22 protein-coding genes are annotated in these 25,555 nt (G+C 71.0%); 10 read left to right on the top strand and 12 right to left on the bottom strand.

The window, feature by feature from the left end:
• Position 1: 1 nt before the first annotated feature.
• The 5 genes from CHC05_RS06485 to CHC05_RS06465 form a co-directional block, all read right to left on the bottom strand.
• Positions 2–334, bottom strand: coding sequence for a MoaD family protein (locus CHC05_RS06485; protein ID WP_089245677.1), 333 nt, complete (start codon positions 332–334; stop codon positions 2–4).
• Positions 335–395: 61 nt separating this feature from the next.
• A complete protein-coding gene (locus tag CHC05_RS06480; RefSeq protein ID WP_089245675.1) occupies positions 396–887 on the bottom strand; it encodes a M67 family metallopeptidase in 492 nt (163 codons plus the stop codon).
• A gap of 57 nt (positions 888–944) precedes the next feature.
• Positions 945–1,439, bottom strand: a complete 495-nt coding sequence (locus CHC05_RS06475; protein ID WP_089245673.1) for a DUF2017 domain-containing protein — start codon at positions 1,437–1,439, stop codon at positions 945–947.
• A gap of 3 nt (positions 1,440–1,442) precedes the next feature.
• Positions 1,443–1,733: an ATP-dependent Clp protease adapter ClpS gene (gene clpS, locus CHC05_RS06470; RefSeq protein ID WP_089246162.1), complete on the bottom strand. Its 291-nt coding sequence runs from the start codon at positions 1,731–1,733 to the stop codon at positions 1,443–1,445.
• Positions 1,734–1,976: 243 nt separating this feature from the next.
• Positions 1,977–3,539: a hypothetical protein gene (locus tag CHC05_RS06465; RefSeq protein WP_089245671.1), complete on the bottom strand. Its 1,563-nt coding sequence runs from the start codon at positions 3,537–3,539 to the stop codon at positions 1,977–1,979.
• Between the two features lie 187 nt (positions 3,540–3,726).
• Between CHC05_RS06465 and CHC05_RS06460 the strand changes: the two genes are divergently transcribed.
• Genes CHC05_RS06460 through CHC05_RS06445 form a run of 4 tightly spaced genes read left to right on the top strand, consistent with a single transcriptional unit; the run spans position 3,727 to position 9,510 of the window.
• Positions 3,727–6,387 carry a LuxR C-terminal-related transcriptional regulator gene (locus tag CHC05_RS06460; protein WP_089245669.1) on the top strand — a complete coding sequence of 887 codons (2,661 nt, stop codon included), beginning with the start codon at positions 3,727–3,729 and terminating at the stop codon, positions 6,385–6,387.
• Positions 6,388–6,411: 24 nt separating this feature from the next.
• The gene (locus tag CHC05_RS06455; protein ID WP_089245667.1) at positions 6,412–7,698 is read left to right on the top strand and encodes a nicotinate phosphoribosyltransferase; all 1,287 of its coding nucleotides are present in this window, start codon (positions 6,412–6,414) and stop codon (positions 7,696–7,698) included.
• A gap of 10 nt (positions 7,699–7,708) precedes the next feature.
• Positions 7,709–8,290, top strand: coding sequence for an isochorismatase family protein (locus tag CHC05_RS06450; RefSeq protein ID WP_089245665.1), 582 nt, complete (start codon positions 7,709–7,711; stop codon positions 8,288–8,290).
• Positions 8,287–9,510, top strand: coding sequence for an MFS transporter (locus CHC05_RS06445; protein ID WP_089245663.1), 1,224 nt, complete (start codon positions 8,287–8,289; stop codon positions 9,508–9,510). Before CHC05_RS06450 ends, CHC05_RS06445 begins: the two co-directional genes overlap by 4 nt.
• 464 nt (positions 9,511–9,974) lie before the next feature.
• On the opposite strand, the gene CHC05_RS06435 is transcribed toward CHC05_RS06445, so the two are convergent.
• Entirely contained in the window at positions 9,975–10,991 is a 1,017-nt protein-coding gene (locus CHC05_RS06435; RefSeq protein ID WP_089245659.1) for a GlxA family transcriptional regulator, read from the bottom strand.
• Between the two features lie 91 nt (positions 10,992–11,082).
• Here CHC05_RS06435 and CHC05_RS06430 point away from each other — a divergent pair, with 91 nt between their 5' ends.
• Positions 11,083–11,637, top strand: coding sequence for a hypothetical protein (locus CHC05_RS06430; RefSeq protein WP_089245657.1), 555 nt, complete (start codon positions 11,083–11,085; stop codon positions 11,635–11,637).
• 65 nt (positions 11,638–11,702) lie between these two features.
• Here CHC05_RS06430 and ctaD read toward each other — a convergent pair whose 3' ends face one another.
• The gene (gene ctaD, locus CHC05_RS06425; protein ID WP_089246160.1) at positions 11,703–13,457 is read right to left on the bottom strand and encodes an aa3-type cytochrome oxidase subunit I; all 1,755 of its coding nucleotides are present in this window, start codon (positions 13,455–13,457) and stop codon (positions 11,703–11,705) included.
• A 478-nt stretch (positions 13,458–13,935) separates the two neighbouring features.
• Positions 13,936–15,045, bottom strand: coding sequence for an FAD-dependent monooxygenase (locus tag CHC05_RS06420; protein ID WP_089245655.1), 1,110 nt, complete (start codon positions 15,043–15,045; stop codon positions 13,936–13,938).
• Positions 15,046–15,191: 146 nt separating this feature from the next.
• Between CHC05_RS06420 and CHC05_RS06415 the strand changes: the two genes are divergently transcribed.
• Positions 15,192–16,580 (top strand): GH12 family glycosyl hydrolase domain-containing protein, encoded by a 1,389-nt coding sequence (locus CHC05_RS06415; RefSeq protein WP_089245653.1) that lies wholly within the window; start codon positions 15,192–15,194, stop codon positions 16,578–16,580.
• 446 nt (positions 16,581–17,026) lie between these two features.
• On the opposite strand, the gene CHC05_RS06410 is transcribed toward CHC05_RS06415, so the two are convergent.
• A complete protein-coding gene (locus CHC05_RS06410; protein WP_089245651.1) occupies positions 17,027–17,443 on the bottom strand; it encodes a DUF5655 domain-containing protein in 417 nt (138 codons plus the stop codon).
• Positions 17,415–18,434 (bottom strand): GntR family transcriptional regulator, encoded by a 1,020-nt coding sequence (locus CHC05_RS06405; protein WP_089245649.1) that lies wholly within the window; start codon positions 18,432–18,434, stop codon positions 17,415–17,417. The genes CHC05_RS06410 and CHC05_RS06405 overlap by 29 nt, the downstream gene beginning before the upstream one ends.
• Before the next feature lie 123 nt (positions 18,435–18,557).
• On the opposite strand from CHC05_RS06405, the gene CHC05_RS06400 reads away from it, so the two are divergent.
• Positions 18,558–19,778 carry an FAD-dependent monooxygenase gene (locus CHC05_RS06400; RefSeq protein WP_179266071.1) on the top strand — a complete coding sequence of 407 codons (1,221 nt, stop codon included), beginning with the start codon at positions 18,558–18,560 and terminating at the stop codon, positions 19,776–19,778.
• 435 nt (positions 19,779–20,213) lie between these two features.
• Here CHC05_RS06400 and CHC05_RS06395 read toward each other — a convergent pair whose 3' ends face one another.
• The gene (locus CHC05_RS06395; RefSeq protein WP_245870676.1) at positions 20,214–20,999 is read right to left on the bottom strand and encodes an aldo/keto reductase; all 786 of its coding nucleotides are present in this window, start codon (positions 20,997–20,999) and stop codon (positions 20,214–20,216) included.
• Between the two features lie 79 nt (positions 21,000–21,078).
• Here CHC05_RS06395 and CHC05_RS06390 point away from each other — a divergent pair, with 79 nt between their 5' ends.
• Complete coding sequence (locus CHC05_RS06390) at positions 21,079–22,146, top strand: DNA polymerase ligase N-terminal domain-containing protein (protein ID WP_089246156.1); 1,068 nt, start codon at positions 21,079–21,081, stop codon at positions 22,144–22,146.
• Positions 22,147–22,319: 173 nt separating this feature from the next.
• On the opposite strand, the gene CHC05_RS06385 is transcribed toward CHC05_RS06390, so the two are convergent.
• Positions 22,320–22,709 (bottom strand): cupin domain-containing protein, encoded by a 390-nt coding sequence (locus CHC05_RS06385; RefSeq protein WP_089245645.1) that lies wholly within the window; start codon positions 22,707–22,709, stop codon positions 22,320–22,322.
• 245 nt (positions 22,710–22,954) lie between these two features.
• On the opposite strand from CHC05_RS06385, the gene CHC05_RS06380 reads away from it, so the two are divergent.
• Both CHC05_RS06380 and CHC05_RS06375 read left to right on the top strand, forming a co-directional pair.
• Positions 22,955–24,253, top strand: coding sequence for an outer membrane protein assembly factor BamB family protein (locus CHC05_RS06380; RefSeq protein WP_089245643.1), 1,299 nt, complete (start codon positions 22,955–22,957; stop codon positions 24,251–24,253).
• A 109-nt stretch (positions 24,254–24,362) separates the two neighbouring features.
• Positions 24,363–25,517 (top strand): hypothetical protein, encoded by a 1,155-nt coding sequence (locus CHC05_RS06375; protein WP_089245641.1) that lies wholly within the window; start codon positions 24,363–24,365, stop codon positions 25,515–25,517.
• The last annotated feature ends 38 nt before the right edge of the window (positions 25,518–25,555 follow it).

Here is a 25,555-nt window from a genome sequence, read left to right as displayed (position 1 = left end):
CCTAGCGGACGGGCGCCGTCGAGCGGCCGAGCATGGCGGCCGCGGCGGCGAACCCGAAGGCACCACCCGCGACGGCGGGCAGGATCGTCACGTTGTCGCCGTCATTGAGCTTGGCGTCGAGCGAGCCGAGGAAGCGCACGTCTTCGTCGTTGACGTAGATGTTGACGAAGCGGTGCAGGCCGCCCTGCTCGGTGATCAGCCGGCCACGCAGGCCCGAGTACTTGCTGTCGAGGTCGGTCAGCAGCGCGCTCAGCGTGTCGCCGGCGCCCTCGACGGACTTCGCGCCGCCGGTGTACGTGCGCAGGATGGTGGGGATGCGGACTTCGATAGCCATGATCAGTGCTCCTGGGAAGAACGAGAAGAACGACGGACGGATGGTCGGACGGCAGCGGGGGTCAGCGGCCGGGCGAACACTCGTAGTCGACCGTCGTCGGGCTCTGCCCGAACATGTATGACTGGACGGCGTGCGGATCCACGGTGGGCTCAACGATCCGGACCGGCTCTTCGGTTACGACACCGTCGACGATGCGGTAGGAGCGCAGCTCTTCCGAATCCGGCTCGCGCGTCGAGACCAGTAGGTAGTGGGCGCCGGGCTCGCCTGCGAAGGAGACGTCGGTGCGCGACGGGTAGGCCTCGGTCGCGGTGTGCGAGTGGTAGATGACGACCGGCTCTTCGTCGTTGTCGTCCATCTCGCGCCAGACCCGGAGCTGCTCCATCGAGTCGAACTCGTAGAACGTCATCGACCGGGCCGCGTTGTCCATGGGGATGAGGCGGACCGGCTTGTCGCTGCCCGCCGGGCCGGCGACCACGCCGCACGCCTCGTCGGGATGGTCGCGGCGTGCGTGGGCGATGATCGCGTCGATGATCGACCGGTCGATGCTCAGCACGTACCCAAGCTTACCGTCTGCGTGGCCTGTGCCGGGACGTGGTCGCGGTCACGATGGTCACTCCGTGAGTGCGGTGAGCAACGATTCCTGGAGATATCCCAGGTACGCGTAAACGGAGAGCTGGAAGACCCGGGAGGACGAGGGGTCGGACAGCACCGCGTCGTCGAGCTCCTCGCCGAGGTCGGTCTCGGCGCTGATGTCGAGCCGGACGCCCATCGCCAGCCGGGCGTCGTTGAGCGCCCGCAGCCAGGCCTCGGCGGCCTCCTCGTCGAGCCGGACCTCACCGCCGGAGCTGCTGGGCAGCGCGGCCAGGATGGCGCCGGCCGCGTCGATCTTGCCCGTCTTGAGGTCGCCCTCGGTGAAGCGCCGGAACTCGGCCGAGTCGTCGCTGTTGGTCGGGTAGACGTCGGGGAAGAGCCGGTCGACCACCGGGTCGCCGTGGTCGAACCCGTCGGTCAGCAGGCCGACGACCTCGGTCGCGACCTTTCGCAGCACCCGAACCTCGTCGGGGGCGAAGGTCGCCACACAGTGTTTTCCATAGCGCCGGAACATGGGTCAGGGCTGCTCGACCGTCGCCCACAGGCCGTAACCGTGCAGGCACGACGCGTCGTATTCCATCCGCTCGCGGGCACCGTGCGAAACCGCGGCGCGGCCCTTGTTGTGCACATCGAGCATGAGGGACTGGGCCTTGTCGAAGGTGTAGCCGAACTGCTTCTGGAACACCCAGGTCACATAGGTCATCAGGTTGACCGGGTCATCGTGGACAACAGTGATCCACGGACGGTCGGTTGCCGGCAGGGTCTCGACGTCCGGCGACTGCACGGGAGTCGTCTGCGGGGCTGCCACACCGCCATCGTACGAGCAAATCGACGCACCGACGACCGCCACATGCGCCCCAATAGCCCTCATCTGTCGTGGGCTGCGGAAAGGCGCTGTTTCATGACTGGGGCCGGGCTGCGTCGGGCCCAGGTGCCGCCTGGCCGCACGGTGGCTTTACCCGGATACAACACCGGTATCCGGGCAAAGCCACCGCACACCCAGACAACACCTGAACTCCGCCTCGCCTCGACCCCAGTCATGAAACAGCGCCTATGCCAGCAAAATCCCGTGGTCGATCGCTTCCGCGAGCACCCCGTTGAGCGCCCGGTGGGTCGCGTCGAGGCGGCGGGAGACCTCGCGGAGGAGCTCGAGCTCGACTCCGCGGATCGACCGCTGCGCCCAGGAGCGGGCCCGGTTGGTGTCGGCGGCGCCGGCCGTGCGCCACTGCCCGTAGCAGCCGCCGGCCAGCCCGACGCCCACCGACGGGAGGATCGTGCGGCCGACCTCGACCGGGTAGGCCGCCAGCCCGGCCACCGCGCCGCCGCCGGCGACCGTGGCCACCCCGGCGGTGCTCGTGATCAGCAGGACCTTGTCGAGGTCGCGGGCGTTGCGGTCGTCGGCGAGCGCGCGGCGGACGCCCGCCGCCACCCGGCGCCGGACGCCCTCGTCGGGCTCGGCGCCGAAGACCTGGGTGACCGACTCCTTGAGCAGGTGGTCGACGGTCGCGTCGCACTCGGCGACGGCCTTGAGCGACAGCGCGTGCATCTCGCGGTCGAGCGTCTCGGGCAGCCCGGCCGGGCCGGTGCCGAAGACGATCTCCTGGACGCAGCGCAGGTGGATGTTGGCGAGTTCGATGGCCAGGCGCTGCCGGACGAGCTGCGTCTCGGTGCGCGCGGCCGTCTCTAGTCGCTCGGCCCAGTCGGACTCGTGGATGCCCTCGGCGACCCGGACGGTGCGCATCGCGTTCGGCGGCACCGGCGGGTTGCTGCTGGCGCGACTCATGCCCTCGTCGGCCGCCCACTCGGTGAGCGCGCGGCGCAGGAAGGCGGTGTCGCCGGCGGCCGGGTCGACCGCGAACCAGGGCGCGTCGGCCAGCGCCGGGATGGCGGTGGCGATCGCGAGCCGCTGCGCCTCGACCGCACCGGCGGCCGGGTCGTCGTCGCCGAGGCCGGGCGCGATCTCGCCCAGCGCGAGCAGGTCGAGCTCGTCGAGCGCGTCGGTGCTGAGAGCGGGCGCCGCGGCGAACCAGGTGCCGTCGGCGCGCGGCGTGACGACGAAGAAGACCGCGGCGTTGGTGTGCGCGACCTCGCCGAGGATGTCGAGCTCGAAGCGGCCGGGCAGTTGGCCGGCGCTCAGCACGTACATCACCGCGCCGCCGCGCTCGACGGCGTCGTGCAGGACCCGGCTGCCGGCGACGCCGAGGGTCTCGGTGTCGGGGGCGTCGACGAGGGCGAAGTGGCGCAGCAGCGGGTCGGGCAGGGTGAGCTCGACCCGGCGCGGCGGGCGGGCCGCGGCCGGCTCGTCGACCGGCGCGATCGTGCGGAACGGGTGTGCCTTGCGCGCGCCGGGCAGGTAGGAGCAGATGTCCTTGCCGTGGCCGTGGTGGACCACGAGGTAGCTGGCGGCCGGCACGTCGAGCAGCGGGCCGACGGAGCCGACCAGAGCGGCGACCACGTCGCTGCGGCCGCTGCCGCGGGCACCGAGGGCCACGACGGCCATCGGCTCGTCCGGGATCGGCTCGAGCTCGGGACCACCCATCCGGCCGGCGCGCCGCTGCAGCGGCAGGGAGATGACCTCTGCCCCGGTCAGCCGATCGAGCGTGTCTGAGCCCATGCCTGCGCCTCCTGGTCCGACTGCGCGCGGGCGATCACCGTCCGCGTTCCATTGAGCACCGGAACGCTATGCGAACCGCCACCTAACATGACAGGTGCGCCACTACTCAATGCCGACTTCGCGGGCTACTCAACTTCAACCCGTTACGGGGAGTACCCATCGCCATTACTCTCTATATGCTGCGGTGATGAGTCCGTGGAGATTTGTCGGCCGTGCCGCAGAGCTCAACCGTCTCATCTCGACCGCCACTGACGGAAGTGGAAGAGGCCTCATATTTAGTGGCAGTGCGGGCATCGGCAAGAGCCGCCTGCTCCGCGAGGGAGTCTCCCAGCTTCCCACTGATCGACTGGCCGTCTGGACCGCCTCGGCCAACATCGCGACCGCCTCGCTTCCGTTCGGCGGGCTGGCCCAGGTGCTGCCCACCGACCAGCCACCGGGCCTGACCGCGGCGGGCCTGTTGCGCTGGGCCGTCGAGGCGCTCAACCAGCAGGCCGCCGGTCGCCCGATCGTGCTCGCGATCGACGACGCACACCTGCTCGACCCGTCGTCGGCCGCGCTGGTCTACCTGATGGCCCGCGACGAGGGCGCGACCGTGCTGGCCACCTTGCGCAGCGGCGAGCAGTTCCCGCACCCGATCCGCGCACTGTGGACCGACGACCTGGTCGAGCTGGTCGAGATCGAGCCGATGTCCGTCGACGACACCAACCTGCTGCTCGTGCAGATGCTCGAGGGCAACGTCGACAACGCCAGCGCGGATCGGCTGTGGCGCCTTTCCGAGGGCAACGCCCTGCTGCTCCGCGAGCTCGTGCTGGCGGCCAAGCAGGCGGGCGAGTTCACCAAGTCGTTCGGTGTGCACCGGTGGACGGGCCGGCTCGAGCTCGCACCCAGCCTGACCGACCTGATCGACACCCGGATCGGGCAGCTCACGCCGGGCGTACGCACGGTGGTCGAGCTCGCCGCGCTCGGCGAGCCGATCGGCATCGACCTGCTGATCAAGGCGACCGACGCGGCCGATGTCGAGATCGCCGAGGAGCGCCAGCTGATCCGGGTGGTCGAGAGCGACCGCCGGTCGAACGTCCGGCTCTCCCACCCGCTCTACGGCGAGGTGGTCCGCCGGCGCTGCCCCGTGACCCGCAAGCGCCGGCTCGAGGCACAGCTCGCCGACCTGGTCGAAGACGTCGGCGCCCGGCGCCGCGACGACCTGATGCGGGTCGCGGTCTGGCGGCTCGATTCGGGCACCGCGCAGGACCCGATGCAGCTGCTGATGGCCGGCGCGCAGGCGTTCGCCGGTTTCGACGTGCCGCTGGCCACGCGGCTGGCCCGGGCCGCACTCGACGCGGGTGGCGGGTTCGGCGCGGCCGAGCTGCTCGCCACGATGATGATGTTCGGCGACCAGCCCGCCGAGGCGCTCACCGTGCTCGACTCTGTCGACGAGCACGCCACGTCCAACCACCTCCGGGCGCGCTGGCTCGTGGTCCGCGGCCTCGTCCGCAACTGGGGCCTTTCCCGCGAGTCGACGCCCGACGAGCTGGCCGTCGAGGCCAAGGCCCTGCCCGACCCGGCCGACCAGGCCCGGGTCCGGTCGTTCGAGGCGATCATGCGGCTGCACAAGCTGGAGACGGCCGAGGCGCTGCGGATCGCCCGCTCGATCCTCGACCGCCCGGCCGCGCCGGTCTCCGCCCGCGGCCTCGCGCAGTGCATGATCGCCCACCTCCAGGCGGCGCAGGGTGAGGCGCGGGCCAGCGAGCGCGCGGTGGCCAGCGTGCAGGCCGACGCGCCGCTGTGGCGCACCGACATGCCCTACCTCCAGCTCGCCCTCGAGCTGGCCCGCGGCACCCGGCTGGCGATCGCCGGTGACCTGGCCGGCATCGACGCGATCGTCGCCGACGAGTTCGCCGACCTGGCCGACGCCGGCGACTTCCGGCTCGGCTCCGGCTACCTGGCGATCCTGCGTGCCCAGGCGGCCCGCCTGCGCGGCCAGACCAGCGAGGCGCTGCGCACCAGCCTGCAGGCCTGCGCGGCGCTGGCGACCAGCCGGATCTACGCCGGGCTGGCCCACGCCGAGCGGGCCCAGGCACACGCGCTGCGCGGCGAGGCCGACGAGGCCCGCGCGGCGATGGCCGACTCCGACGAGGCGCACTCGCCGATCATGGCGATCCTCTACCCGTGGCGCGAGCAGGCCCGGGCCGCCGTCCTCGCCGTCGGCGACGACCTGCCGGGCGCTGCCGACGTGCTCCGCGAGCTGGTCTGGCGGCTCCGCGGCGACGGCTTCGCGGGCCACGAGGTGCTGGCGCTGCACGACCTGGTCCGGTTGGGCCGGGCGGGCGAGGCACTGCGCTGGCCGGACGACCATGATCCGGGCCAGACCGTCGCGGACCGGCTCGCCGAGCTGGCCAGCACGCTCGACGGCGACCTGCCAGGCATCATGTCGGCGCACGCCCAGGCGGCCGCCCGCCGGTCCGGCTCCGACCTGATGATCGCCGCCGACTTCTTCAAGGCCAAGGGCCTCTGGGTGTACGCGGCCGAGGCGGCCGCCGGTGCCGCCGGCCGGTTCCGCGAGTCCCGGGCGGCCGACGCCACCAACGCCACGCGGCTGATGGGCGAGCTGCTCAGTCACTGCGACATGCTCCGTACCCCCGCGTTGGGGTTGTCCCGACCCGCCCTGACCGACCGCGAGCGACAGATCGCCCGGTTGGCGGCGTCCGGCGTGTCGAGCCGGGACATCGCCAGCGAGTTCTTCCTGTCGACGCGCACGGTCGAGAACCACCTCCAGCGCGTCTACGCGAAGCTCGGCGTCGCGGGCCGGGGCGAGCTCGGCCCCGCATTGCGGATGGTTCCCGACAGCTGACGGTGTCCGGCCTAGGGTGGTGGGATGACCATGGGCCACCCCGCCTTGCTGACCGACCACTACGAGCTGACGATGGTCAGTGCCGCGCTCAAGGACGGCACCGCCGACCGGCAGTCCGTCTTCGAGGTGTTCGCGCGGCGACTGCCACCGGGCCGGCGCTACGGCGTGGTCGCCGGCACCGGGCGGCTGATCGACCTGATCCGCGAGTTCCGGTTCTCCACCGAGGAGATCGACTACCTGCTGGAACGGTCGGTCGTCGACGAGCAGACGGCCGCCTGGCTCGCCGCTTTCCGCTTCCAGGGCGACATCGAGGGGTACGCCGAGGGCGAGCTGTTCTTCCCCGGCTCGCCGATCCTCACCGTCTCCGGGACGTTCGTCGAGTGCGTGATGTTGGAGACACTGGCCCTGTCGGTGCTCAACCACGACAGCGCGATCGCGGCGGCGGCGGCCCGCATGGTCACCGCTGCCCGCGGCCGGGCGCTGATCGAGATGGGCTCGCGCCGGGCGCACGAGGAGGCGGCGGTGGCCGCGACGCGGGCCGCGTACCTGGCCGGCTTCTCCTCCACCTCCAACCTGGCCGCCGGCATGCGGTACGGGATCCCGACCGCCGGCACCGCCGCGCACGCGTTCACGCTGCTGCACGACGACGAGGCCACGGCGTTCGCCGCACAGGTCGCTGCGCTGGGCAAGAGCACCACGCTGCTCGTCGACACCTACGACATCGCGCAGGGCATCCGCACCGCGATCGCGGTGGCCGGGCCCGACCTGCGGGCGATCCGGATCGACTCGGGCGACCTCTCCGTGCTGGCCCACCACTCCCGCGAGCTGCTCGACTCGCTGGGCGCCACCGAGACCAAGATCATCGTTTCCGGGGACCTCGACGAGTACTCGATCGCCGCGCTCGCCGCCGAGCCCGTCGACATCTACGGCGCCGGCACGTCCGTGGTCACCGGCTCGGGCGCGCCGACCGCCGGCCTGGTCTACAAGCTGGTCGAGGTCGACGGGCGGCCGGTGGTGAAGCGCTCCGAACACAAGGCCACGATCGGCGGGCGCAAGACCGCGGTACGCCGCCACAAGCCGACCGGCACGGCCACCGAGGAGATCGTGGTCTCCCAGGGAGCGCCCGAGCAGCGCACCGGCGACCGGCTGCTCCAGCGCCCGTACGTCGTCGGCGGAGAGCCCGTCGACCTGCCGTCGCTGGCCGACTCCCGGGAGCACCTGCGGCAGGGATTGATCTCGATCCCGTGGGAGGGGCTCAAGCTGTCGGCGGGCGATCCGGCGGTCCCGGTCACTGTCGTACCCGCGAGTTAGTGTTCTGCTCATGACCCGCGCTCTGATCATCGTCGACACGCAGAACGACTTCTGCGAAGGTGGCACGCTGGCCGTGGCCGGTGGGGCAGGCGTGGCGTCCGAGATCACCCGCGCCCTGGCCGGCCAGCCCGACCGGTGGGCGCACGTGATCGCCACCAAGGACTTCCACGTCGACCCGGGCGCCCACTTCAGCGACCACCCCGACTACGTCACCACCTGGCCCACGCACACCGTGGCCGGCACGCCGGGCTCCGACTTCCACCCCAACCTGGCGACCGACCGCATCGAGGCCGTCTTCAAGAAGGGCCAGCACGCGGCCGCCTACAGCGGTTTCGAGGGCCACACCGACGACGGCGCCGGCATGGCGACCTGGCTGCACGACCGCGACGTCGACGAGGTCGAGGTGGTGGGTCTGGCCACCGACCACTGCGTCCGGGCGACCAGCCTCGACGCGGCCCGCCTGGGCTTCAAGACCACCGTGCTGCTCGACCTCACCGCCGGCGTCCTGCCGGAGACCACCGAGGTCGCGCTCGAGCGACTACGCGAGGCGGGCGTCACGCTCGTCGGCAGTCCCGTGCTCAAACCCGCGTGAGGCTCGCCCCCTACCGGTCCGTCCTGGCACTGCCCGGCGTCCGCCCGCTCATCCTCGTCGCCATCCTGGCCCGCATCCCGTCGGTCGCCGCGGCCGTGACCCTGACCCTGCACGTGGTCGAGGAGCTCCACCGGGGCTACTTCGCCGCGGGCCTGGTCGCCACCGCGTCCACGATCGGCGCGGCGGTCGGCGCACCGCTGCTCGGCCGCATGGTCGACCGGCGGGGCCTGCGCCCGGTGCTCGCGGTCTGCACGATCGCCGAGGGTGTGTGGTGGTCGGTGGCGGGCTCGTTGCCGTACCCGCTGCTGCTCGGGCTGGCCCTGGCCGCCGGGGTGCTGACGCTGCCGGTGTTCTCGGTGGTCCGACAGTCCCTGGCCGCGCTGGTGCCGCCCGACCGGCGCCGCCCGGCGTACGCCCTCGACTCGATGTCCGTCGAGCTGTCCTTCATGGTCGGCCCGGCGCTGGCCGTCCTGATGGCGACGACGGTGTCGCCGCACGCCACGATGTGGGCGATCGGCGCGGGCGTGGTGCTGGCGGGCAGCGCGCTTTTCGTCTTCAACCCACCGGTCCGCGCGGAGTCGGAGGTCGCTTCGGGCCCGGTGCCGCCGCGGCGGTCCTGGCTGACGCCGCGAATGATCGCGATCCTGGCCATCGCGGCCGCGACGACGCTGATGCTGGGCGGCACCGACGTGACGGTGGTCGCGGTCCTCCGCGAAGCCGACCAGATCAGCTGGACCGGCGTGGTGCTGGCCCTGTGGGGCGTCTACTCACTGATCGGCGGGTTCGTCTACGGGTCACTGAGCCGAGCGCCGTCGCTGGTGGTCCTGCTGGGTGCGTTGGGGCTTGGCACGGCGTTGGTCGCGCTGGCGGGTCCGCAGTGGTTCCTGCTGGCCTTGGTCCTGGTGCCCGCCGGGGCGTTGTGCGCCCCGACGCTGGCGGCCGCGGCCGACGCGGTCTCCCACCTGGCACCGCCATCGGTCCGCGGCGAGGCGATGGGGTTGCACGGCTCGGCGATCACGGTCGGGTTGGCACTGGGCGCTCCCTTGGCTGGGTGGGTCATCGACCTTTCGTCGCCGCGCTGGGGTTTCGTGGCCACGGGGGTCGTGGGGTTGCTGGTCGCCGTGGCCGTGCTGCCGGTCTATCTGTCGCGCCGCCGGCCACCGGCGTCCGGGGTGCCCGCGCAGCGGGGGGCCGAACCGGCGCTGGTCGTCGCGGAGTAAGGCCGGGCGGGCGTTCGCGTTTTGGATCGCTGCGTGGCCAGGGACTGGCACCGGCCACTACGGAGGCGCGGGTCGGGGCCGCACGGACCGGGACCGCACGGACCGGGACCGCACGAGCCGCACGGACCGGGACCGCAAGGGCCGCACGGACCGGGACCGCACGGACCGGGACCGCACGGACCGGGACCGCACGAGCCGCACGGGCCGGGACCGCACAAGTCGCACGGCGTCTTGTGTTCCGGGTCGGTCAGGCCGACGAGACCAATCAACCACCGCTTCCGCGAAGGCCGGCTACACCAGCGCGAAGGCCACGCCGTTGGCCTGCGGATCGGCGATGACGCGCGCGGCCAGCAACGAGACCGGCGCCGCCGCGGGTCTGGGTGCGCGGGCCGGTGTTCGAAACGGCACACAACGCACGGCGGAGGAACGTTACGGGTTCGGTAGTAGAGCAGGCGGCCTGCTGACTACGCAGGTTTCGAGTCAGCCGTTGCTCTGTCTTGGTCCGGGTGGTCGGTCGCCGGGCGGCGGGAGACGGCGCGGAACTTCGCCGGCGGCATGCCGAAGCGGACCACGAAGGCCTGCCGCAACGCTTCGACCGAGCCGAAGCCCGTGCGGGCCGCCACCTCGGGCATCGGGAGGTCGGTCGAGTCAAGCAACCGCGCCGCCGCGTCGACGCGGGCCGCGCGGACGAAGCGGGCCGGTGGGTCGCCTAGCGCGCGCAGGAACAGCCTGGTCAGATGGCGGGCGCTCACCCCGACCGCGTCGGCCAGGCGCGCCGTGGACAGGTCCGTGTCCAGGTGGCTGACCACGTGGTCGACGGCTCGGCGGACCAGGTCGTTCTCGGGGGCGGGCGGGGCCACGTACACGCTCATCTGTGCCTGGTTGCCCGGTCTTTGCAGGTACGTGACCAGGTCTCGGGCGACCTGGCGCGACAACTCGGGGCCGTGGTCCTCCTCGACGAACGCCAGCGTCAGGTCCAGGCCGCTGGTGACGCCGGCGGCGGTGGCCATGCGGCCCTCGCGGATGAAGATCGGTGCGGGGTCGACGCGGACGTCGCGATAGCGGCTCGCCAGTCGCGGCGCGAACCGCCAGTGGGTGGTCGCGCGGTGACCGTCCAGCAGGCCGGTCGCGGCGAGGACCGTCGCGCCGGTGCAGACCGACGCGATCCGGCGGCTCTCCCGGGCCAGCCGGCGCACGTGGGCGACCACCAGGGCGTTGTCCGCCGCCGCCTCGTGGCCGAAACCGCCCGAGACGATCACGGTGTCCAGCGGGCCGGTTAGTCGCTCCAGGGCCAGCTCCGCCTGCAGCACCAGGCCGCTGTCGCAGCGGATCGGGTGGCCGCCGGGGGTGGCCAGCGAGACGCGATAGCCCGGTCGGAGCTGGCCGATCGCGTTGGCCAGCCCGAAGGTCGACGTGACGCAGGCGATGTCGAGCAGCTCGGCACCGTCGTACCCGACCATCACGATGTGACGAGGCTCCATATCCCTGACCTTAGGCCGCCGATCCCAGGGAATCGGACCTGTCGATCGCGTACCGTTTCCGCCGCGCGGGCCCGCTGGCACGGTCGGGGTCATGACTTCCACGACGACCGACCAGAACCCGTCGCTGCTGCGGTGGCTGGCCCGGCGATGGCCCACCCTGGCCGCGATCCCGTTGGTCGCGGTGACGCTGTACGGCCTCGACGACGTACGCGGCCTGGCTTTCCTGCTCGTCCTCTGTCCGCTCGCCTATCTGGTGCCCGCATCGTTCAGCCGTCCGGGCATCACCTGGCCGGCCGTGCTGATCGGCGCCGTCGCGGTCGGGCCGTTGCGGATCTTCGAGCTGAACGTGGCGTACGCGCTGCTGGTCGCGTCCGTCGTCTTCGTGGTGCTGGGTACCGTGCGGCGGGCGCCCGGCTTCGGCCTTCAGGTGGTCGCCGCCGTGCTGTTCGCCGCCGTGGCGGTGATCGCCATCGAGGCCGGATCGCTGGTGTTCGGAGGGGTGCTGATCTCGCTCGGGCTGCTCGCGCACGCGGCCTGGGACGCCTATCACCACAGGGTCAACAGAGTCGTGCCTCGCTCGTACGCCGAATGGTGTTTCGTCGTTGACGTGATCCTCGGTGTTGCGGCGATCGTGCTGATCGTCTGAACGAAAGAAGCGGCGCGCCGACCCGTGTCTGGGCCTGCGCGCCGCTTCTTTCGTTCGAGCGCTAGCTAGCGGTCGACGTTGCTCGCGGTGTCTTCCTGGTAGCTGGCGCCGCCGTCGGACTCGGTGGTCAGCGGTTTGGCGCCGCCTTCCGGCGGGCCGGCTACCGAGCGGCCGGCGGCTAGCTCCGGGAACTTCAGGTCGAACGCGGGGCGCTCGGACCGGATCCGCGGCATCTTGTCGAAGTTGCGCAGCGGCGGCGGGGACGAGGTCGCCCACTCCAGCGAGTTGCCGTAGCCCCACGGGTCGTCGGCCAGCACGACCGGCCCGGCCTTGTAGGACTTCCAGATGTTGTAGAGGAACGGCAGCGTCGAGATGCCCAGGACGAAGGCGCCGATCGTGGAGATCTCGTTGAGCGTGGTGAAGCCGTCGTCCGGCCGGTAGTCCGCGTACCGCCGGGGCATGCCTTCCGCGCCCAGCCAGTGCTGCACCAGGAAGGTGGTGTGGAAGCCGATGAACGTCAGCCAGAAGTGGATCTTGCCCAGGCGCTCGTCGAGCATGCGGCCGAACATCTTCGGGAACCAGAAGTAGATGCCCGAGTAGACGGCGAACACGATCGTGCCGAAGAGCACGTAGTGGAAGTGCGCGACGACGAAGTACGTGTCGGAGACGTGGAAGTCGATCGGCGGGCTGGCGAGCAGGACGCCGGTGAGACCGCCGAAGAGGAACGTCACCAGGAAGCCGATCGCGAACAGCATCGGAGTCTCGAAGCTGATCTGGCCGCGCCACATCGTGCCGATCCAGTTGAAGAACTTCATGCCCGTGGGTACGGCGATCAGGAAGCTCAGGAAGCTGAAGAACGGCAGCAGCACCTGGCCGGTCGCGAACATGTGGTGCGCCCACACGCTCATCGAAAGCGCCGCGATCGCGATGGTCGCGCCGACCAGGCCCTTGTAGCCGAAGACCGGCTTGCGGGAGAAGACCGGGATGACCTCGCTGATGATGCCGAAGAACGGCAGCGCGACGATATAGACCTCGGGATGGCCGAAGAACCAGAACAGATGCTGCCAGAGCATGGGTCCGCCGGTCGCCGCGTCGTACACGTGCGCACCGAGGATGCGGTCTGCCGCCAGCGCGAACAGCGCCGCCGCCAGCAGCGGGAAGACCATGATGACCAGCAGGCTGGTGACCAGGATGTTCCAGGTGAAGATCGGCATCCGGAACATCGTCATGCCCGGGGCACGCAGCGTCAGGATCGTGGTGATCATGTTGACACCACCGAGGATCGTGCCCAGACCGGAGATGGCCAGACCGACGATCCACATGTTGGCGCCGACACCCGGCGTGTGCTCGACACTGCTCAGCGGCGCGTAGGCGAACCAGCCGAAGTCAGCGGCGCCGCCCGGGGTGAAGAAGCCGCCGAGCGCGATCGAGCCGCCGAACGCGTACAGCCAGTAGGCGAAGCTGTTCAGGCGCGGGAACGAGACGTCCGGGGCGCCGATCTGCAACGGCACCACGAAGTTCGCGAACGCGAACACGATCGGCGTCGCGAAGAACAGCAGCATGATCGTGCCGTGCATCGTGAACAGCTGGTTGTACTGCTCCGGCGACAGGAACTGCATGCCGGGCCGAGCGAGCTCGGCGCGCATCAGCAGCGCCATCAACCCGCCGATGAGGAAGAACGCGAAGCTCGTGACCATGTACATGATCCCGATCTGCTTCGCATCGGTCGTGCGCAGCAGGCGCGCGAAGGCCGAGCCCTTCACCGGCTGGCGGACCGGCCAGGGCCGGGTCACGATCGGCTTCGGTGCAACGGTGGTCACCACAGGCCTCCGCAATCGTCGTTTGTGTCGGAGGCAGAATAGTCCTCGCATCTGCGGGTTCCCGCGCTGGGTGGTGAGAACCTCTCTTGACACCCGCGCTGGCCGGAGCGGGTCGGGGCTCCGTTAGGGACGCTTCCCGGGTTGCCCGGAAAGTCGGTCACGGAACGCGGGCGAAAGATCACAGATCTGACGCACCAGGGTGTACGGGGGCCTAGATCCGCGTCAGCTCGGCCTTGTCGGTGGCTGCCGTCTCGCGCGGGGCGGGTCGCTTCCCCTGGACCACGTGGACCGGGAACCGCCGTCGTCGACCAGCCTCGCACCGGAGCGCTGACTCGCGTCCAAGCGCCGGCTCACCTCCAACCCCGGCTCCCACCCAAGGGCTGGCTCGCGCCAGAGCGCCGGCTCGCATCCAAACCCCGGCTCGCATCCAAACCCCGGCTCGCATCCAAACCCCGGCTCGCGTCGGGTCGCTTGGTCCTTAGACCGGATCGACCAGGAGGCGGTAGTGCTCCCGGAAGATGCGGCCGCCTCGGCCGCGGAGAAGCGGGTCGCGCAGGGCCGGCGTGACGTCGCGGGTGCGGTCGCGGTCGCGGGTGCGGTCCAGGACCCATTTCGTGCGGGGGCGGCGGCGGCTCTCGTAGCGGCGGAGTGCCTCGGGCACCGACCCCGCGTTGCCGAGTGCCTCGGCCAGGACCACCGCGTCTTCGAGCGCCATGGCCGCGCCCTCGGACAGGGTCGGCGACGTGGCGTGCGCGGCGTCGCCGACGAGGAGCGCCGGGCCACGCGACCAGCACGCGATCTCGACCTCGTCGGTAAGCGCGACCTGCACCTTGTCGACCGCGTCGAGGATGTCCGGCACCGGCGGGCCGAAGTCGGCGAACACCTCGCGGAGCCGCGCCAGCGGGTCGGCCGGTGCGCTCGTGCCGGGCTCGTCGGCGTAGAGATAGAGGCGTCCGTCACCCATCGGCATGACGATGAAGGCCGAACGAAGGCCGAGCAGGGCGGTCCACTCGGCGATCGCGGGCCCACCGGAGACGACGCTGCGGTAGACGACCTGGCCGACCGGGCGGGCCGGCCCGCCTAACGCGGCGAGGGCGCGCACCGCCGACTTGCGGCCGTCCGCGCCGACCACCAGGTCGTACGACGAGATCGAGCCGTCACCGAACGTGGCGCGCGCGGAGCCGTCGGTGTCGACGTCGAGGCGGGCCAGGGGGGTGTCGTAGCGGACCTCACCGTCGACGGACGCGAGCAGCACGCGCTGCAGTTCGCCGCGAGACAGGGCACGGCACTCGCCCACGCCCGCCCAGAGCTTGCCGAGGTCGACCTCGCAGAGCTCGCTGCCGCTCTCGTCGAGGAAGCGTTGTCGCTCGACCACGTCACCGAGTGGCTGGACCGGGTCTTCGAGGCCGAGGTCACGCAGGGCCCGCGCGGCGTTGCCCGGCAGGAAGATCCCGGCGCCGGGAACGGTGGTGGCGGGCAGCTTCTCGACGACGTCGGGGCGGTAGCCAGCCAGGCGGAGCGCCCGGGCCACAGCGAGACCAGCGATGCCGGCGCCGACGACGAGGACGCGCAGCGTAGACGGGAGCATGTGGACGAAGCCTCCGAGGCGGTCGAGGGGCCACCCAATGAAGCCAGAACATTACTCGCTGTCGGGACCTCTATCTATCCCCTTGGACGTAGACTAGTGTCGATGGAAGCGCTCCCATCTCCTCCCTCGTCCCCGGAAGGAGCAGCATGCGCAGACTTGTCCGCGCCGCCGTGACCGTCGCTCTGGTCGCGACCGCCGCGCTGGTCGTGGCGTCGCCGGCCCAGGCCGACACGCTGATCTGCGAGCAGTACGGATCGACCACCATCCAGGGCCGGTACGTGGTGCAGAACAACCGCTGGGGCTCCAGCGCTCAGCAGTGCGTCAACGTCACCGACACCGGCTTCAGCATCACCACCCAGCAGGGCTCGGCGGCCACGAACGGCGCGCCGCTGTCGTACCCGTCGGTGTTCCTGGGCTGCCACTACACCAACTGCTCGCCCGGAACGAACCTGCCGATGCAGGTCAGCCGGATCAGCAGCGCCACCTCGTCGATCAACTACGTGTTTGCCGGCGGCACCTACAACGCGTCGTACGACATCTGGCTCGACCCTTCCCCCCGCACCGACGGGGTCAACCAGATGGAAATCATGATCTGGTTCAACCGGCAGGGCCCGATCCAGCCGATCGGCGGCCCGGTCGGCTCGGCGACGGTGGGCGGCCGGACGTGGGAGGTCTGGCAGGGCAGCAACGGAGCAAACAACGTCCTGTCGTACGTGGCACCGTCGCCGATCAATTCGTGGAACTTCAGCGTGCTGGACTTCATCGCCGACGTGCGGTCGCGCGGGGCGATCACCAATTCGTGGTACCTGACCAGCATCCAGGCGGGCTTCGAACCGTGGAACGGCGGCGTCGGGCTCGGCGTGAGCGCGTTCTCGGCCGCGGTGAACGGCGGCGGCACCGGGCCGGGCCCGGACTCACAGGCGCCGACGACACCGGGCCAGCCGACCGCGGGCACCGTCACCGCGTCGAGCGTCGCGCTCTCGTGGGCAGCGTCCACCGACAACGTCGGCGTCACCGGGTACGACGTCTATCGCCAGCAGGGCACCGGCACGGCGACGCTGGCCGGCAGCACGTCCGGCACGTCTTTCACGGCGAGCGGGCTCTCCGCGAGCACGACCTACACCTTCACCGTGCGCGCCCGTGACGCCGCCGGCAACGTCTCCGCCACGTCGCCCGGCCGCACCGCGACCACCCTGGCGGGATCCGGTGGAGGCGGCTCCGGTTGCCGCGTCCGCTACGCGGCCAACCCGTGGAGCAACGGCTTCACCGCGGACGTAACGGTGACCAACACCGGCACGAGCACCGTGAACGGCTGGACGCTGACCTACAACCTCCCCTCCGGCCAGACGATCACGAACAGCTGGAACGCCACCGTGACCACGAACGGGTCGGCGGTGACCGCGCGCAACCTGACCTGGAACGGAACCCTGGCCCCCGGGGCGAGCACCACCTTCGGTTATCAGGGCACACACGGCGGCGGTTATGTGTCTCCGTCTTCGTTCGCGCTCAATGGCTCAGCCTGCGCCGTGGGTTAGCCGATCGATAGTGCCGGTCGCGGGCGCGCCGTCGTGGTGGACACCGCCACGGCGAGCCGCGCCCGAGACCGGCGCGGCAAACCGCGCCCGGGACCGGCACCACAAAACGCCGCCCAAGACCAGCGCGGCAGCGCTCCCCGAAACCCGCGCGGCGAACTCGGCCCAAGACCGGCGCCACGAATTGCCGCCCAAGCCGGCGCCATCAACGCCGCCGAAGACCAGCGCCGCAAACGCCGCCCCGATGCGAGCACGCAACCCCGCCCGAGGCCAGCGCGGCGAACTCGGCCCAAACTGCGCCGCTGCGCCGCCCAGGACCGGCCCCGCTCGTACCGCCCGGGACCGGTGTCGCGAACGCCGCTCGTTGCCGGTGCGGCGGACATTCCTTAGCTGATCTGTCCGCGTCAGACCCGAATCACGGCATCCTCCCCATCCGGTTGCGCCGCGGGTTATCCCGTGGCGGCGTGGTAGGCCTCGGTCAGCCAGGCGCGGACCTGGTCGTCGACGTCGCGGACGGCGGTTAGGGCCACCACGTTTGCCACCAGGTCGGCGGACTTCGGCAGTATGCGACGTATCCGTGCGTCGTCGATCGAATGCGGCAGCACCAGCATCAGGTCGACGGCCCGGGCGCGCGGGCGGACCTCCGCCAGCGTGCGCTCGGTCTTGAGGAAGACGCCGACCTTCACGGCGTCGGTGTGGACGGGCCCGAGCTCTTCGGTGTGCGCCAGGATGGCGTCGAAGATCTGACGCCATTCGGGCCGGTGTGGGGCGAAGGTCTCGTCGATCGTGCCGGCCGGCACACACACGTGCGACTGGTTGGCGGGGCCGAACTCGCGCTCACACGACGGACAGGTCCACCTGCTCATCGCCGTTCACCTCCCGGCGGGCCAGGGCCACCGCGACGCCGTCGAGCAGCAGGCGTAGGCCCGACTCGAAGACCGCCTCGATGTCGTAGTCGAAGCCCTGCTCGGCGACGAAGCGCAGACCGGCGGACCGCTCCGGTGGAGCCGCGCCGAGGACGGCCTCGATCTCGCCGCCGTGGATGTCGGCCCACTCGTCGTTGGTGACGCCGGTGTCGGCGCGAGCCCGTAGCTCGGAATCGAGGCTCATGGCACTGGATCGCACATGGCCGAAGACCGATAGGTGGATGTGCATCATCTCGTCGACGCCGAACCCCAGTGTGTGCAAGGTGTCGAGACTCCACTCCGAATAGGGCAGCAGGTTGGGTAGCAGCTGCGGACGCGTCAGCGACAACGGGTCGGCGGCCCACGGGTGCGCGGCGAACGCCCGCCACATCTGGCGCGCCGCCGCTTCCAGCCGGTCGCGCCAGTGCTCAGGGCGGTCGGCGGGCAGCGGCGCCTCGCCGAAAACGGCATCGATCATGGCGAGGATCAGCTCGTCTTTGCCCGGGACGTGCCGGTAGAGGGACATCGTGGCCACGCCCAGATCGGCGGCCACCCGCCGCATCGTCAACATCGACAGGCCCTCGGCATCGGCGATCGCGACGGCCGAGCGGACGACCCGTTCGCGACTGAGCTCCCCGTCGGCTGACCGGCGCAGCCGCGGTGCGGCCGGACCATGGAAACCGCCGGCGTGCGGCGGGACCTCGGGCTGGACGACCATCTCGACGGGCGGAGCACTGCGCTCGATGACGACACTGCCGGCGCCCGACCTGGTCTCCACCAGCCCGGCGTCGCGTAGCGCGCCGATCACCTTGGTCGCCGTCGCCATCGCCACGCCCCAGTCGCGAGTGATCTCGCGCGTCGACGGGATGCGGTCGCCGGGCGCGAGGTCGCCGCGAGCTATGCGCTCCCGGATCTCGGCCGCGATCCGCCGGTAGGGCGCTTCTTCCACCATGACCCTCGATCCTCCTTTGCACTAGTGCGTGATGAGCGTACCACCGGCGTGGCTAGTGCGCTATACAACGTACGCATCCCGATGTACGTTGTACGCAGCACATCGCGACCGGGAGGCACCGACATGAACGTCCTCATCTCAGGAGCAGGCATCGGCGGGCTCGCACTGGCCCACTGGCTCGGCCGGCACGGCATCGACGCGACCGTCGTCGAGCGCGCGCCCGCCCTTCGCTCGGGCGGCCAGGCCATCGACATCCGCGGCGCCGCGCGCACCGTCGTCGAGCGGATGGGCATTCTCGATGCCATCCGGGCCAAACACACCGGCACCCACGGCATCATGTACGTCGATCGTCGCGGCGCCCCGGTCGCGCGCATGTCGGGCGACGACTTCGGCGACTCCGGCGGAGTGGTGGCCGAGATCGAGATCCTTCGCGACGACCTGGTCCGCATCCTGCACGACGCCGCACCCGCGGCCGAATACCTCTTCGACGACCACATCACCGCACTGCACGACGGCGCCGACGGCATCACCGCCACGTTTCACCGGGCGCCGCCGCGCACCTTCGACGCGGTGGTCGGCGCCGACGGCCTGCGCTCCGGCGTACGCGCGCTCGCCTTCCGCCACAACCGCCAGCCCGTACGCGACCTCGGGATGTACGTGTCCTACTTCCCCGCGCACACCTCGCTCGACCTGGCCGGCTGGGAGGTGATGTACAACCTCCCGGCGGGCAACGGGGTCGGCGGGCGCGTGCTGCTGCTCTATCCCGTCGGCAACGACGGCGAGGTGCGCGCGATGTTCTCCTGGTGGGCGCCGGCGCTCGGCCACGACCGCCGCGACCAGGTGGAGCAGAAGGCGTTGCTGGCGCAGGTGTTCGCCGACGAGGGCTGGGAGATCCCACACCTCTTGGACCAGATGTGGCGAGCCGACGACTTCTACTTCAGCCGCTCCGCCGCCGCCCAACTCGACCACTGGTCACAGGGGCGCGCAACCCTGCTCGGCGACGCCGCGTTCGCCGGCTCGATCGGCATGGGCACGAGCATGGCCCTGGTCGGTGCCTACGTGCTGGCCGGCGAGCTCGCCACGGCGGCAGACCCGATCGCGGCGTTCCGCGCCTACGAGTCGGGCATGCGCGACTACGTCACCCGCAACCTCAAGCGCCCACCCGGCGGCGACCGTGGCTTCGCGCCGGGCTCCCGCGCCGGCATCTGGATGCGCAACCAGGTCATCCGCACGATGACCAAGCTCCCGGGAAAGGCCGCACTCACCGGCAACCTACAGTCGGCGGCCAACGCCATCACGCTGAACGACTACCCCATGACCCGAGACCCAATGAAGACGCAATGACGCACCGGGGCCGGAGGTCAGAGGGTCTGCCGCGACTGCGTGGCCCGACCGGGCACCCACACGACAGCCGACACGGCGCGACGCCGCCATGCCCGGTCCGCGCAGCGTGCAGCGCGGACCGGGCGGAGGCCAGCGCTGCCGGCGCCGCAGCCCAGGCGGGCCGGAGGGCGGCCCGTTCCGCGGACCCACGCGCAGGCCAGCGTCGCGCGCTCCGCAGACCCCGACGGAGGCCAGGCCAACACGCTTCGCAGACGTCGGGGCGGCGCGCCGCAGACCGAGGCGGTGGTCAGCGTGGCCCAGTGCGCGGACCCGCGCGGAGGCCAGCTGGCGCGCTCCGCGGTCCTGGACCGAGGCAAGGCCGGCACGCTCCGCGGACCCAGGCGCAGGCCGACGTCCTGCGCTGGACGGACCCGGGCGCGGGTCGGGGTGGCGAGGTTACTGGCCCATCGCGTCGATGGCGGCGATCTCTTCGTCGGAGAGCTCGAAGCCGAAGACGTCCGCGTTCGATCGGATGCGGGCTGGCGTCACCGACTTCGGGATGCACACGATTCCATGTTGGATGTGCCAGCGGACGACTACCTGGGCCGGGGAGACGCGGTGGGTTTCGGCGATGCGGTTGAGCACCGGGTCGCCCAGGCGGGTGGTTTTGAATGGGCTGTAGCCCTCGAGCACTACGCCGCGCTCGTGGTGACCCTGGACTTCCGCGGTGTCCCAGAGTCTCGGGCCCCATTTGATCTGGTTGACCGCCGGCGCTTCGCCCGTTGCGGCGATCAGTTCGTCGATCTGGGCCAGCGAGTAGTTGCTGACCCCGATCGCGCGGGTTTGGCCGGCGTCGCGGATCTCGATCATGCGGTGCCAGGTGTCGACCAGGCCGCCGCGGGATGGTGGCCAGTGGATGAGCCAGAGGTCCAGTTGGTCGACGCCGAGCATCTGGCGGCTCTCGTCGATCGTGCGTTGTTCTCGGCCGACCCGCTCGGCGGGGAGTTTTGTGGTGATGAAGATGTCCTCGCGCGGCACGCCGCTGTCGGCGATCGCTCGGCCGACCAGGTCCTCGTTGCCGTACGCGGTGGCTGTGTCGATCATCCGATATCCGGCCTCGATCGCCACGGTCACGGCCCGGTGCGCGCTTTCTCCGTGTGCCTGCCACGTGCCGAAGCCGAGCAGCGGCATCCGTACGTCGCCGGGCAGCGTGACGGTTGGTTGCGCGGTCGATGAGCTCATGAGCTTCCCTACCCGTTCATCAGGTTGGCATGCCGTCCGCGGCGATGCGCGGCGCCGGGTCATCCCCGACAATATGACCATGGCCGACCGGCTGGACGAATACCGGCGCAAGCGTGATGCGGGACGCACCCCTGAACCCGTGCCGGCGAAAGCACCACGGCAGTCGGGTCCGGGCAACCGGTTCGTCATCCAGCAGCACCATGCTCGGGCGCTGCACTGGGATCTGCGGCTCGAGCGCGACGGCGTGCTGGTGTCCTGGGCCGTGCCCCGCGGGTTACCTCGCGACCAGGTGCGCAACCACCTCGCCGTGCACACCGAAGACCACCCGATGGAGTACCTCGACTTCCACGGCGACATCCCGGCCGGCGAGTACGGCGGTGGGCGGATGACGGTGTTCGACACCGGCACGTACGAGACGGAGAAGTGGAAGCCGGACGAGGTCATGTTCACGCTGCGCGGCCAGCGGGCGTCGGGGCGCTACGTGCTGTTCCGCACCGCGCGGCCCGAGCCCGGCAAGCGCGAAGAGTGGATGATCCGCCGCATGTCGCCGCCGGCCGACGCGTGGGAGCCGTTGCCCGACCTGGTCCGGCCCTCCCGGCCGACTCCCGCCGACGCGCTTCCCACACCTGACGACGACTGGGCCTTCGAGATGTGGTGGGACGGCACGCGCGCGGTCGCCTACGTCTCCGGTGGGCGGGTGCGCCTCACCTCGATCTCCGACCAGGACATCAGTGCCAGCTACCCGGCGGTCCGCGAGCTCGGGGCGGCCCTGGCACCCACCGAGGCGGTGCTCGACGGTGAGATCGTCGCGTTCGACCGGCAGGGCCGGGTCCGACCTGCCCCGAAGACCGTCAACGGACGCCGACCACCGCCGGGGCTGGTCGTCAGCTACCTCGTCTACGACCTGCTCTGGCTGGAGGGACGGCACACGACCGACCTGCCGTACGCCCAGCGGCGCGAACTGCTCGACGGCCTGGCGCTGTCCGGCCCGGCCTGGCAGACGCCCCCGACCTTCCACGGCGGCGGCGAGTTCGCCCTCGCCGCCGCCCAGGAACAGGGCCTGCCCGGTGTCATCGCCAAACGCTTAAACGCCGGCTACACACCAGGCCGCCGCACCAACGACTGGCTACGCGTCGACACCGGCTAGAGACCGCCGACGCCGACTACCGCGGCCCGCGAGCCACGACCGGCGACGCCGACTACCGCGGCCGGCGAGCCACGGCCGCCGGCGCGGATGACCGCCGACCGCCGCTAAACCGTCGACACCAGGGACCGTCGACTCGAAATGACCGCCGACGGCCAGCTAGCGAAGCTGAACGCCTACGCCGGTGGTTCGTCCTGGCCGCTTTCCTCCAGCCGGTCGGCCTCCTCCTTCGTCCGATGGATCGCGTCCGCGGCGTGCTCCGGTGGGCCGTACACCGTGTAGAGCACCAAGGGGTTGGGGCCGGTGTTGACGAAGTTGTGCTTGGTGCCGGCGGGCACGAAGACCAGATCGCCGGGGTTGACTGCCTTCTTCTCGCCGGCCACCCGCGCCTCGCCCACGCCGCTGACGAAGGTCAACAGCTGGTCGGTGGTCTCGTGCACCTCCTCACCGATCTCCCCGTTCGGCGGGATGGTCATGATGACGAGCTGTGTGTGCTTGCCCGTGGCCAGTACCCGGCGGAAGTCGGGGCTCTGGTCGGCCACCGCGGCTATCGTGAAGTGCTCCATGCCCCATCCATACCCGTTCGATTAATGGCGCGAACGAGGTTTGGCGCATCCATTCACCGGGCAGTCGACTTCCTAACCAGGTCCCTGTCGATGTACCGCTCGCGGGCTGCATCGGTGGGAGACGGTCAAGACTCCCGACCGCGGCGGGCATCGGCGCCGCGGTGCGGGAGTTTTAACGTCCGCCGTTCGGCTCATGGACCCTCGTCGTTCCCCGCGCTTCACTACAGCAGGGGCGCAATGATGCGATGACCAGCAGGGGCGAGGTCGGCAACCGGCCGGCGGCGGGCACCGGCCCGGCCGGTCGGCACGCGCGCGTCATCGAGATCGAGCGCGACACCGACTGGCAGCCGCCCGAACCACGCCCCTGGCGCACGCGCACCCGGGTGGCCGCGGCCGCCGCCGTGGGGTGCGCCGTCGCCGCGACCGTCTACTTCGCCGGCGTCGTGCGGCCCGACTCCCTCGAACCCGTCTTCGTGCGGGCAGGTACGGCCGAGGCGATGGCGCTGGACAGCGGCCGCGCCTACGTCTCCGGCAACAACACGGTGCGCGCCTACCGGCTCAGCGACGGCACGCAGCTCTGGTCGCGGCGGGTCGTCGGCCTCGCGTCGCTCTTCGTCCTCGCGGGTGACCGGCTCGGCATCGCCACCGTCGACGTCGGTCAGCGCCCCACGGTGGAGGTGCTCGACGCCGCGACCGGCGCGGTCCGCTGGCAACGGCAGACCCGCTTCGTCGGCCGCACCGGCGACGTGCTCGTCGTCAACGGGCCCATGGACGGTGACGCGATACCGCTGCGCGGGCTGGCGGTCGCCGACGGCACCCCACTCTGGACGGTCGAGATGGAGCCGACCGCGGTGGTCGCCGGCGTGGCCGGGCCGTTGCACTCCGACCAGGTCGAGGTGGTGGCGGACCGGCTCCGGATACGCGACCTGAACAGCGGCAAGATCGTCGCCGAGGTGCCGCGGCAGACCACCGCGGCGACGGTCAGCGCCACCGTCGCCGGCAATACCGCGATCGTTGTCGACGACGAGAACATGATCTCCGCGTACGACGCGGGTGACGGCCGGCGGCTCTGGCGTCGGCCCATCCCCCTCATCGGGATCTTCTCCGGGTTCGGCGACTGCGGCCGCTACGTCTGCCACCTCAACGACCGGGGCACGGTCGCGCTGGACCGGCTGACCGGCCGGCAGGCCTGGAAGGTCGGCGAGCGTTACGTGTCGGTGCCGGTCGACGACCAGCACATGTTCGTCGCGGAGACATTCGTGGGCTTCGACGGACCAGGCGCGGTGGTCCTCGATCCCCGCAACGGCCAGGTCCGCGCGAACCCGGCGCCGTGGCGGCCGCTCGGCGTCATCGACGGTTCGGAACTTCTGGTCTGGCGGTACGACGGCCCGCGCCAACAGCTCATCGGGCTGTTCGACGCGCGCACGGCGCGTACCCGCGTGATCGGTCGTTCCGAGGACTGGACCACGTCCCCGAACTGTGTGACGAGCGTCGCACACGTGTTGTGCGCGGGCCCTTTCAGCTTCGGCGTCTGGCCGCGCTGACCCCCGGACAGGTGAAAACGGGCCTGTCCCTCAAAGGAAGGACAAAGTGGAGACACCGGGCTCCTGCCTGCAATTATCGCATTTCCCGTGTCTTCCCCTCTGGAGCGTCATGAACAGCCAGTCGCTGGCGGCCGAGTTCGCGAACCGTACGTCCGGCTTCTGGTCCTACATGACTCGCGAGGCCCTGGCCGACTGGGTGGTCCGGGCCGATGGCGAACCGCAGCCGTTCGGCGCACTCCCGTCCGCGGGACCACGGCTGCCGGGCCTGATCCGGGCGATCAACGACGCCGACGCGAAGAGCCTGCGCGAGGTCGCCCTCGGCATCGCCGGCATCATCATCCGCACCACGATCCCGGCCGCCGCCGAGTCCGCGGGTCAGCACTGGCTGCTCACCCCGTACGCGAATGGCGCCGAACGCTGGTTCCGGCTGACCGTCGGCATGTGCTGGGCGGCCGAAATCAGCTACTTCGACGACGGCCGGATCACCACCATCTTCCGGATGGCCGACACCCCGGTCAGCCGGGCTCTCGCCGAGGGCTCGCTGCGCGCCGAGGACCTCAACAAGTTCGGCATCACCCGGCGCACCGACGGGCTGCGCACGTTCGCCGAGGACGCGACCGTCTACCACTGCCCCGACATCGACGGCCTGCTGTGGTTCCTCGACCAGCCCGCGGTCGGCGAGGCGATCCGGCTGATGAACGCCCGCCTGGTCGCCACCGGCCAGTTCGCGTGGCAGAAGAGCTACGACCCGGAACTGGCCGAGGAAGCCTGGGCCGCGGCCGAGGCGCTGTCCCTGCCCGACCCGGCGGACCTGGCCATTCCAGCCCTGGACGAGACGCACGGGTACGGGAGCCGCGAGGCGCTAGGAGCGTTCCCGGAGTGGCAGGCCGCCGGCGCGGAAGCGCACGAGGCCGCCCGGGACGAGCGCGACCGCCTGCTCGTCCTGCTGATGACCAAGCTCAACGACATCGACATCAAGCCGTTCCAGCCCACCCGCCCCCGGGCCGACCTGGCCTGGCGCACCCCGGACGGCCGGTTGCACGTCGTGGAGGCCCGCACCACGCTGGGTCCGAGCGAGACCGACCGGCTGCGGCTGGGTCTCGGCCAGATCCTCGACTACCGGCACCGCCTCGACGCCGACGGCCGCACCCAGGCGTACCTGCTGGTCACGAAGCTCGAAGACCGGGCCTGGCACGAGATCTGCGCGGCCGCGAACGTCCGCCTTCTGGTCGCCACCGAAAGCGACACCTGGCGGCTCGACTAGCGTCACCCCTCATGGACCAGGACCTGGCGGCCCTGGAA

Source organism: Asanoa hainanensis, assembly GCF_900188485.1.
GTDB classification, from domain to species: Bacteria; Actinomycetota; Actinomycetes; order Mycobacteriales; family Micromonosporaceae; genus Asanoa; species Asanoa hainanensis.
This window is presented reverse-complemented; position numbering and strand designations above follow the sequence as displayed.

Coding starts and splice junctions, on each gene's coding strand:
- CHC05_RS06485 (WP_089245677.1), bottom strand. CDS start 334: ATGGCTATCGAAGTCCGCATCCCCACCATCCTGCGCACGTACACCGGC.
- CHC05_RS06475 (WP_089245673.1), bottom strand. CDS start 1,439: ATGTTCCGGCGCTATGGAAAACACTGTGTGGCGACCTTCGCCCCCGAC.
- CHC05_RS06465 (WP_089245671.1), bottom strand. CDS start 3,539: ATGGGCTCAGACACGCTCGATCGGCTGACCGGGGCAGAGGTCATCTCC.
- CHC05_RS06460 (WP_089245669.1), top strand. CDS start 3,727: ATGAGTCCGTGGAGATTTGTCGGCCGTGCCGCAGAGCTCAACCGTCTC.
- CHC05_RS06455 (WP_089245667.1), top strand. CDS start 6,412: ATGACCATGGGCCACCCCGCCTTGCTGACCGACCACTACGAGCTGACG.
- CHC05_RS06450 (WP_089245665.1), top strand. CDS start 7,709: ATGACCCGCGCTCTGATCATCGTCGACACGCAGAACGACTTCTGCGAA.
- CHC05_RS06435 (WP_089245659.1), bottom strand. CDS start 10,991: ATGGAGCCTCGTCACATCGTGATGGTCGGGTACGACGGTGCCGAGCTG.
- CHC05_RS06430 (WP_089245657.1), top strand. CDS start 11,083: ATGACTTCCACGACGACCGACCAGAACCCGTCGCTGCTGCGGTGGCTG.
- CHC05_RS06420 (WP_089245655.1), bottom strand. CDS start 15,045: ATGCTCCCGTCTACGCTGCGCGTCCTCGTCGTCGGCGCCGGCATCGCT.
- CHC05_RS06415 (WP_089245653.1), top strand. CDS start 15,192: ATGCGCAGACTTGTCCGCGCCGCCGTGACCGTCGCTCTGGTCGCGACC.
- CHC05_RS06410 (WP_089245651.1), bottom strand. CDS start 17,443: ATGAGCAGGTGGACCTGTCCGTCGTGTGAGCGCGAGTTCGGCCCCGCC.
- CHC05_RS06405 (WP_089245649.1), bottom strand. CDS start 18,434: ATGGTGGAAGAAGCGCCCTACCGGCGGATCGCGGCCGAGATCCGGGAG.
- CHC05_RS06400 (WP_179266071.1), top strand. CDS start 18,558: ATGAACGTCCTCATCTCAGGAGCAGGCATCGGCGGGCTCGCACTGGCC.
- CHC05_RS06395 (WP_245870676.1), bottom strand. CDS start 20,999: ATGAGCTCATCGACCGCGCAACCAACCGTCACGCTGCCCGGCGACGTA.
- CHC05_RS06390 (WP_089246156.1), top strand. CDS start 21,079: ATGGCCGACCGGCTGGACGAATACCGGCGCAAGCGTGATGCGGGACGC.
- CHC05_RS06385 (WP_089245645.1), bottom strand. CDS start 22,709: ATGGAGCACTTCACGATAGCCGCGGTGGCCGACCAGAGCCCCGACTTC.
- CHC05_RS06380 (WP_089245643.1), top strand. CDS start 22,955: ATGACCAGCAGGGGCGAGGTCGGCAACCGGCCGGCGGCGGGCACCGGC.
- CHC05_RS06375 (WP_089245641.1), top strand. CDS start 24,363: ATGAACAGCCAGTCGCTGGCGGCCGAGTTCGCGAACCGTACGTCCGGC.